This window comes from Stenotrophomonas sp. P5_B8 (assembly GCF_054049855.1).
This window is the reverse complement of sequence record NZ_JBFULO010000221.1, coordinates 1-6028: the sequence shown is the minus strand read 5'-3', so window position 1 is coordinate 6028 and position 6028 is coordinate 1. Positions and strand designations below refer to the sequence as shown.

General features: G+C 64.9%; 8 protein-coding genes. 3 read left to right on the top strand and 5 right to left on the bottom strand.

The features are described from left to right. The 3 genes from ACXJKH_RS12740 to ACXJKH_RS12730 form a co-directional block, all read right to left on the bottom strand. Nucleotides 1-326, bottom strand: a 326-nt coding sequence (locus tag ACXJKH_RS12740; protein ID WP_457319742.1) for an alcohol dehydrogenase catalytic domain-containing protein, incomplete at its 3' end; no start/stop codon positions are given. Then, nucleotides 323-1105, bottom strand: a complete 783-nt coding sequence (locus ACXJKH_RS12735; RefSeq protein ID WP_457319740.1) for an SDR family NAD(P)-dependent oxidoreductase — start codon at nt 1103-1105, stop codon at nt 323-325. The genes ACXJKH_RS12740 and ACXJKH_RS12735, both read right to left, overlap by 4 nt. A 59-nt stretch (nt 1106-1164) precedes the next feature. Beyond that, nucleotides 1165-2262 (bottom strand): alkene reductase, encoded by a 1098-nt coding sequence (locus ACXJKH_RS12730; protein WP_457319738.1) that lies wholly within the window; start codon nt 2260-2262, stop codon nt 1165-1167. A 177-nt stretch (nt 2263-2439) separates the two neighbouring features. Between ACXJKH_RS12730 and ACXJKH_RS12725 the strand changes: the two genes are divergently transcribed. From ACXJKH_RS12725 to ACXJKH_RS12715, 3 genes are all read left to right on the top strand, one after another. After that, nucleotides 2440-3021, top strand: coding sequence for a TetR/AcrR family transcriptional regulator (locus ACXJKH_RS12725; RefSeq protein WP_457319736.1), 582 nt, complete (start codon nt 2440-2442; stop codon nt 3019-3021). A 245-nt stretch (nt 3022-3266) separates the two neighbouring features. Then, nucleotides 3267-3662 (top strand): hypothetical protein, encoded by a 396-nt coding sequence (locus tag ACXJKH_RS12720; RefSeq protein WP_457319734.1) that lies wholly within the window; start codon nt 3267-3269, stop codon nt 3660-3662. A gap of 150 nt (nt 3663-3812) precedes the next feature. Next, a complete protein-coding gene (locus ACXJKH_RS12715) occupies nt 3813-4205 on the top strand; it encodes a DUF1264 domain-containing protein (protein ID WP_457319744.1) in 393 nt (130 codons plus the stop codon). A 40-nt stretch (nt 4206-4245) separates the two neighbouring features. Here ACXJKH_RS12715 and ACXJKH_RS12710 read toward each other — a convergent pair whose 3' ends face one another. Together ACXJKH_RS12710 and ACXJKH_RS12705 are read right to left on the bottom strand one after the other, a co-directional pair. Continuing rightward, the gene (locus ACXJKH_RS12710; protein ID WP_457319732.1) at nt 4246-4572 is read right to left on the bottom strand and encodes a hypothetical protein; all 327 of its coding nucleotides are present in this window, start codon (nt 4570-4572) and stop codon (nt 4246-4248) included. A 310-nt stretch (nt 4573-4882) separates the two neighbouring features. Next, nucleotides 4883-5776: a LysR family transcriptional regulator gene (locus ACXJKH_RS12705; protein ID WP_457319731.1), complete on the bottom strand. Its 894-nt coding sequence runs from the start codon at nt 5774-5776 to the stop codon at nt 4883-4885. Nucleotides 5777-6028: the final 252 nt, after the last annotated feature.

Genomic DNA, 6028 nt, shown 5'->3' with positions numbered 1-6028 from the left:
GATGCGTCGCTGACCGCGATGAACTCGGCGAACGTCCCGATGCGATCATCGTCGGGGCGTGCATATACCTCGTCGCCCGGTTTGAACTGGGAAACCCCGGCACCGACACGCTCCACCGTACCGGCCAAGTCGTTGCCCAGAATCAGCGGCAGGCGATACGGCAGGATCACCTTGAAGTCGCCCCGCCGGATCTTCGTGTCCAGCGCGTTGACGCTGGCCGCATGCACGCGGATCAGTACATCGTCGTCGCGCAGCGCCGGCGTTGGCACGTCATCGATCTGCCCCGTTTCGTTCTTGCCATAGCGGTGGATGAGGAAGGCTCTCATGCGCGATAGCGCTCTGCGGCCTGCGCCTGCCGGACGTCCGAGAGCAGGCCCTGGCGCGATGCCTCCAGCGTGTCCCAGCGTGCGGCCACATGCAGCGGCGGAATGGTCACGGTTTCGCGACGATCAAAGCCGACCAGGGCGGCATCCACCAGCTCGCCGACATCCATCACCTCCGGCAACGTGTTGATGTCGATGCCGGCACRCTCCCAGATCTCGGTGCGCGTGGTGGCAGGCAGCACGGCCTGCACAAAGACGCCCTTGGGTGACAGCTCCAGGCTGAGTCCCTGCGACAGGAACAGCACGTAGGCTTTGGTCGCACCGTAGACGGACATGCCGAACTCGGGCGCCAGACCCACTACCGAGCCGATGTTGACGATCGCGCCTTCGCCGGCGTCGGCCAAGCGGGGTGCAACGGCCGCGGCCAGGCGCGTCAGGGCGAGAGTGTTCAGCGTCACCAGCTGATCGATGCTGTCGGCCGATTGCGCGGTGAAGCCACCGGACTGGGCGATGCCGGCGTTGTTGATCAGGATGCCGATACGCGCATCGTCGCGCAGGCGGGTTTCCACGTTGGCCAGATCGGTGGGCTGGGTGAGGTCGGCCGGCAGGACGTCTACGGCGACCCCGGTGTCCTGGCGCAGGCGGGCGGCCAGCGTGTCCAGGCGCGTCTTGTCGCGCGCGACCAGCACCAGGTCGTGGCCGCGGCGCGCGAAGCGTTCGGCGTAAACGGTGCCGATGCCGCTGGAGGCGCCGGTGATGAGGACGGTGGGAAGCAGGCTCATGGTGTGTCTCTTGGAATGGGGTGGGCGAGAAGGGGTGCAGCGCGACGCTGTTGAACGGATTACTGCGGCGTCGGATCGGTCAATGCGGGGTAGTCGGTGTAGCCCTCCGCGCCGCCGCCGTACAACGTGGCGGGGTTCAATGCGTTCAAGGGCGCGCGGGTCTGCAGGCGTTCCACCAGATCGGGATTGCTGATGAAGGCACGGCCAAACGCGATGAGGTCTGCCTTGCCTTCGGCGAGGTGTGCGTTGGCCAGGTCCAGGTCGTAGCCGTTGTTGGCCAGGTAGGTGCCCTTGAAACGACCGCGCAGCCCATCGAAGTCGAAGGGCGCCACGTCACGCGGGCCGCCGGTTGCGCCTTCGACCACGTGCAGGTAGACGATGCCCAGCGCGCTGAGCTGGTCGACGATGTAGTCGTACTGCGGCTGCGGGTCGCTGACCGTGGCGATGGCGTTGGCCGGCGACACCGGCGAGATGCGCACGCCGGTGCGATCCGCGCCGATCTCCTGCGCCACGGCGGCGGTGACCTCCAGCAGCAGGCGCGCGCGATTCTCGATGGAGCCGCCGTAGGCGTCGGTGCGCTGGTTGGCGCCGTCCTTGATGAACTGTTCGAGCAGGTAGCCGTTGGCACCGTGGATTTCCACGCCGTCAAAACCGGCGGCGATGGCATTGGCGGCAGCCTGGCGGAAGTCGTTGACGATGGCCGGCAGCTCGTCGATCTCCAATGCGCGCGGTTCGGACACATCGACAAAGCCGTTGTGGACGAAGGTTTTGGTCTGCGCGCGGATGGCCGAGGCGGAGACGGGTGCGGCATTGCCGGGCTGCAGGTCCACGTGCGAGATGCGGCCCACGTGCCACAGCTGCACAAAGATGCGCCCGCCGCGGGCATGCACGGCATCGGTGACCGCGCGCCAGCCGTCAATCTGGTCCTGGGTGTAGAGCCCCGGCGTGTCCTGGTAGCCCTGGGCCTGCGCCGAAATCTGGGTGGCCTCGGTGATGATCAGGCCGGCCGAGGCGCGCTGGGCGTAGTAGGTGGCGGCCAGCGGGCTGGGCACCAGGCCGGCACCGGCGCGGTTGCGCGTCAGCGGGGCCATCACGATGCGGTTGGCCAGCGTCAGCGGGCCAAGGGGGTAGGGCTGGAAGAGCGTCGGGGTCGTCATGGGGTGTGGGGTCGTGATCGTTGACGGGGCGTTGCGGAGGGGCGGAAGCCCGCTCCGGGATAGGGCTGGCGCAATGATGATGACCGTAATCTTAGATGTCAATGGTTTGATGATGTGCGTAATCTAAGTGTGGTAAAGTGCCTTACTTCCGCAGCACCGCGTTGCAGGGCATCGTTCATGAAGGTCACCAAGGCACAGGCGCAGGCCAACCGGGCGCACATCGTCGAAACCGCCTCCACCCTGTTCCGGGAGCGGGGATACGACGGCGTGGGCGTGGCAGACCTGATGGGGGCCGCGGGCTTTACGCACGGCGGCTTCTATAAGCACTTCGGGTCGAAGGCCGACCTGATGGCGGAAGCGGCGAGGTGCGGCTTGGCCAAATCGGCCGACGCCGCGGCCGGCACGGACCGGGAGAGCTTCGTGCGCTACTACCTTTCCCGCGAGCACCGGGACGCACCAGGCCAGGGTTGCACCATGGCAGCGCTGTGCACCGACGCGGCGCGTCAGCCGACGGCGGTCAAGGCGGCCTTTGCGGCAGGTATCGAGGCGCAGCTGGCGGTCGCTCCTACGCTGGAACAACAGGCCGACGCCGCCACGGCCGAGCAGGCGCGCGCGCGTCGGATCGCCTTGATGGCGCAGGCTGTTGGGGCGATGGTGCTGTCCCGGTCCTGCCCGGACGATTCGGCGCTGGCGGACGAACTTCTGGATGTCTGCCGGGCGGATGTGCTGGCGCGGATGCCAGGGGTGTCTACGGCCTGACGCGTGCCGGCCTCAGCCTGCGCAACCGATGCCACTGACCGCAAGAAGTGCCTCAGGCGAGTCCTCGCAGCGCATGCGTTGCCGCAAGGGTGCAGTGAAGCAGTGCCACCTTCGCGCCTTCTCTGCGCGGCTAAGCAGCGCCACTGCAGCTGCAAAGAAAATCGCGCCGGCGGTCAGCAAATTTTGACGCGCTCTTGGCGCCTGCTGCGGATACTTCTCCGTCATTGTTCCAGAGGAGAAGGGCAATGGCCGCCAGACAAAAGACCCCGTCAAGCCCCAAGGTGGTGAGGATCGAAGCGATGCCGCTGGACTTCGGCGAAGCCGCCGTGGTGATCGAGCTGGACGCCGAGCCACCCAAGCGCTGGTTCAAGGCGCTCAAACGCGAGATGACCTATTCAGAGGGATTGGAGACGGCGTCGGCGAAGTTTGACGGCTGCTTCGTTTACATCGTGGGGCTGGATCCTGGCCTCGGGAGCGCTGTCCGCTGTGCCAGCCGGCTGCTTGCAGCGGTGCAGGAGGGGCTTGAACAGACCGGCATGGGGTCTCCGGAAGCGTCCCATCTGGCCTCGGACGGCGCTCCGCATGCAACGGCTTGCCTGCAACCGCCGCGCCCACCGATGGGTAGTCGCCTGCTTATGTGAGAGGGGACGGTGAGACGGAGGCCGAAGGTGTATCCAGTCGACGCCTCAGCGGCGCAGGTAGCTCGCCAGTTTGAGGACGGCGGCTGCCCTGGACGCTTCGAGCAGTCGTAATGCCATGGTCTTTCGGGCGCCGATGCCGGCAACCGCTTCCTGAATCACGATCGTTTCATACTCCCTGGCGTTGCCATCGAAACATGTGGCCGTGATGGCAAGACCTGGCACACCTGGCACACAGACCTGGACAAGGACCTGCCCCGAGGCATGCCGCAGCTGATGATGGGATTCACCGCAGATGGCCAGGCGGACCCGGCCATGGTCGCTGCCCGTGACGCCCGGCTCGGGGTCAGTAGTGAGGACAAGCGAAAGCGCCGTGCCGACATCGCCGCGCCCTCAAACGATGCAGGCGCCGATGCGTGGCAGAAGGGGAAGGTCATCCAGATCGAAGACCCGACGGGTGGACATGCTCACGCCGGGAAGGAAGACCCCGACGCGCCGTCCGACGGGGACAAGAATGCGACGTCCAAGGGCAGCTCAGGACGGTGAGCGTGGACGTCGAGGCCAAGGCCAGGACGTCCGCCGGCTACTATCTCGTTTCGATGGCCAGGGCCCGATGGAACACTGGCAGCATAGGGTTGAGCTGCATTTCCCGTGCCAACGCGTGCTCCGCAGAACGCCTGAAAGGCTCGCCAATAGCCGAGAGCCGCGCGTTGCTGACGGCGTGATGCGAGCCGCACTGCCCACAGCGAAAAAGCGCACCACCTGGAAGCTCCATCAGGGAGCCAAGGGTTGAGGCAGTGGTTGTGCTGCAATGGCCGCATTCCACGGTCAGCGCCAGGATTCGCTCTACTTCGCCGGATGCGGCATAGCTCGCTTCAAAGGAGCGAATGACAAAAGATGCTGAGGTGGGCATCGTTGCTCCTGAACAGGGGGAATGATCAGAGCATCTCCGGAAACCCGTGACGGGATTGTCGTGATGGGCCGCAGTGTTGGTCCGTCACCACTGCCGCGCCGATTGATACCCACGTCGGTGGGCGTCGCCCTCTGTTCTGCAACAGGTTTGGAAGCGGATGAGAACACCCGCTTCTGGCCGGAAGCGCACCTTGCATCAATGAGAGACGGTTGTGGCAGCGACCAATGCGCTGTCCGTAGGGCGGTCAGTTTCAGGACCTCATCATTTCCTCGAAAGAGGCCGCCGTCATCTCCCCTACGTCCTTCCCATTTCACTCATCCCGCTTCAGCCAAGCGACCAGCGCCGTAAACGCAGGCGAGGGCTGCCGGCGGTTGGGGTAGTAGAGGTGGTAGCCGGGGAAGGGCAAGCACCATTTGTCCAACACGGCAACCAGCCTGTCCGCCGCAATATGCTCGGTGACCATCGGTTCGGGCGCATAGGCCAAGCCCAGGCCGTCCACGGCGGCATTGACGACGTGGGTCATGCTGTTGAACACCAGTTGGCCTTCGCCGCGTACGGTGAACTCCTTGCCCCCCTCCTCGAACTCCCAGGCGTAAATGACACCGTTTGGACGATGCCGGATGTGCACGCATCGGTGTTCCATGATGTCGGCGGGCTTCCGCGGCTTCGGATGCTTCGCGAAGTAATGAGGAGATCCAACCACGACCAAGCGCCAATCGGGTCCAACCCTGACCGCGATCATGTCCTTGCTGAGCGCCTCGCCCAGCCGGATGCCAGCGTCGAAGCGTTGTTCCACCACGTTGGTGAACCCGTAGTCCACGTAGAACTCAAGCGTGATATCCGGGTATTCGGCGAGGAACCCGGCAAGCCGCGGACGGATGATGGTCTCCAAGGAATCGTCCGTGCAGGAGATCCGTAGGGTTCCGGCCGGACGGTCGCGCAGCTCCCCCAGTGCCTCGACGCTGGCGCCGATGGCCTCGAAGTGCGGTGCGATGGAGTGCATCAGCCGCTCGCCCGCCTCGGTAGGGGAGACGTTGCGTGTAGTGCGGGCCAGTATCCGGATGCCCAGGCGTTCTTCCAGCAACCGCATCGAGTGGCTGAGTGCAGAGGGGGTCACTCCCAGGCGAACGGCCGCCTTGGTGAAGCTCTGTTCCTGTGCCACTACCAGAAAGGCCTGGAGATCGTTGGTCTTCACAGCGCTCATGGCCAATTGTGAGCTGAATTCAGCAATGCATCAACTTTCAGCCGGGTTATCGCGGTAGCGGCCGGCGACTATCGTGGTGACCTTCATCCCCCGAGGCCTCCCGCGCATGAAACCGAACCGTATTGCCTGTCTGATGGCTGGGGCGATACTTGTCAGCGTGCCGGTACAGAGGGTTCATGCACAGGAAGGAAGCGCTATGAATACTGAGTCGCACGTGGTTTCTGCCACCGTATTGGATCCCCGGCAGCAAGC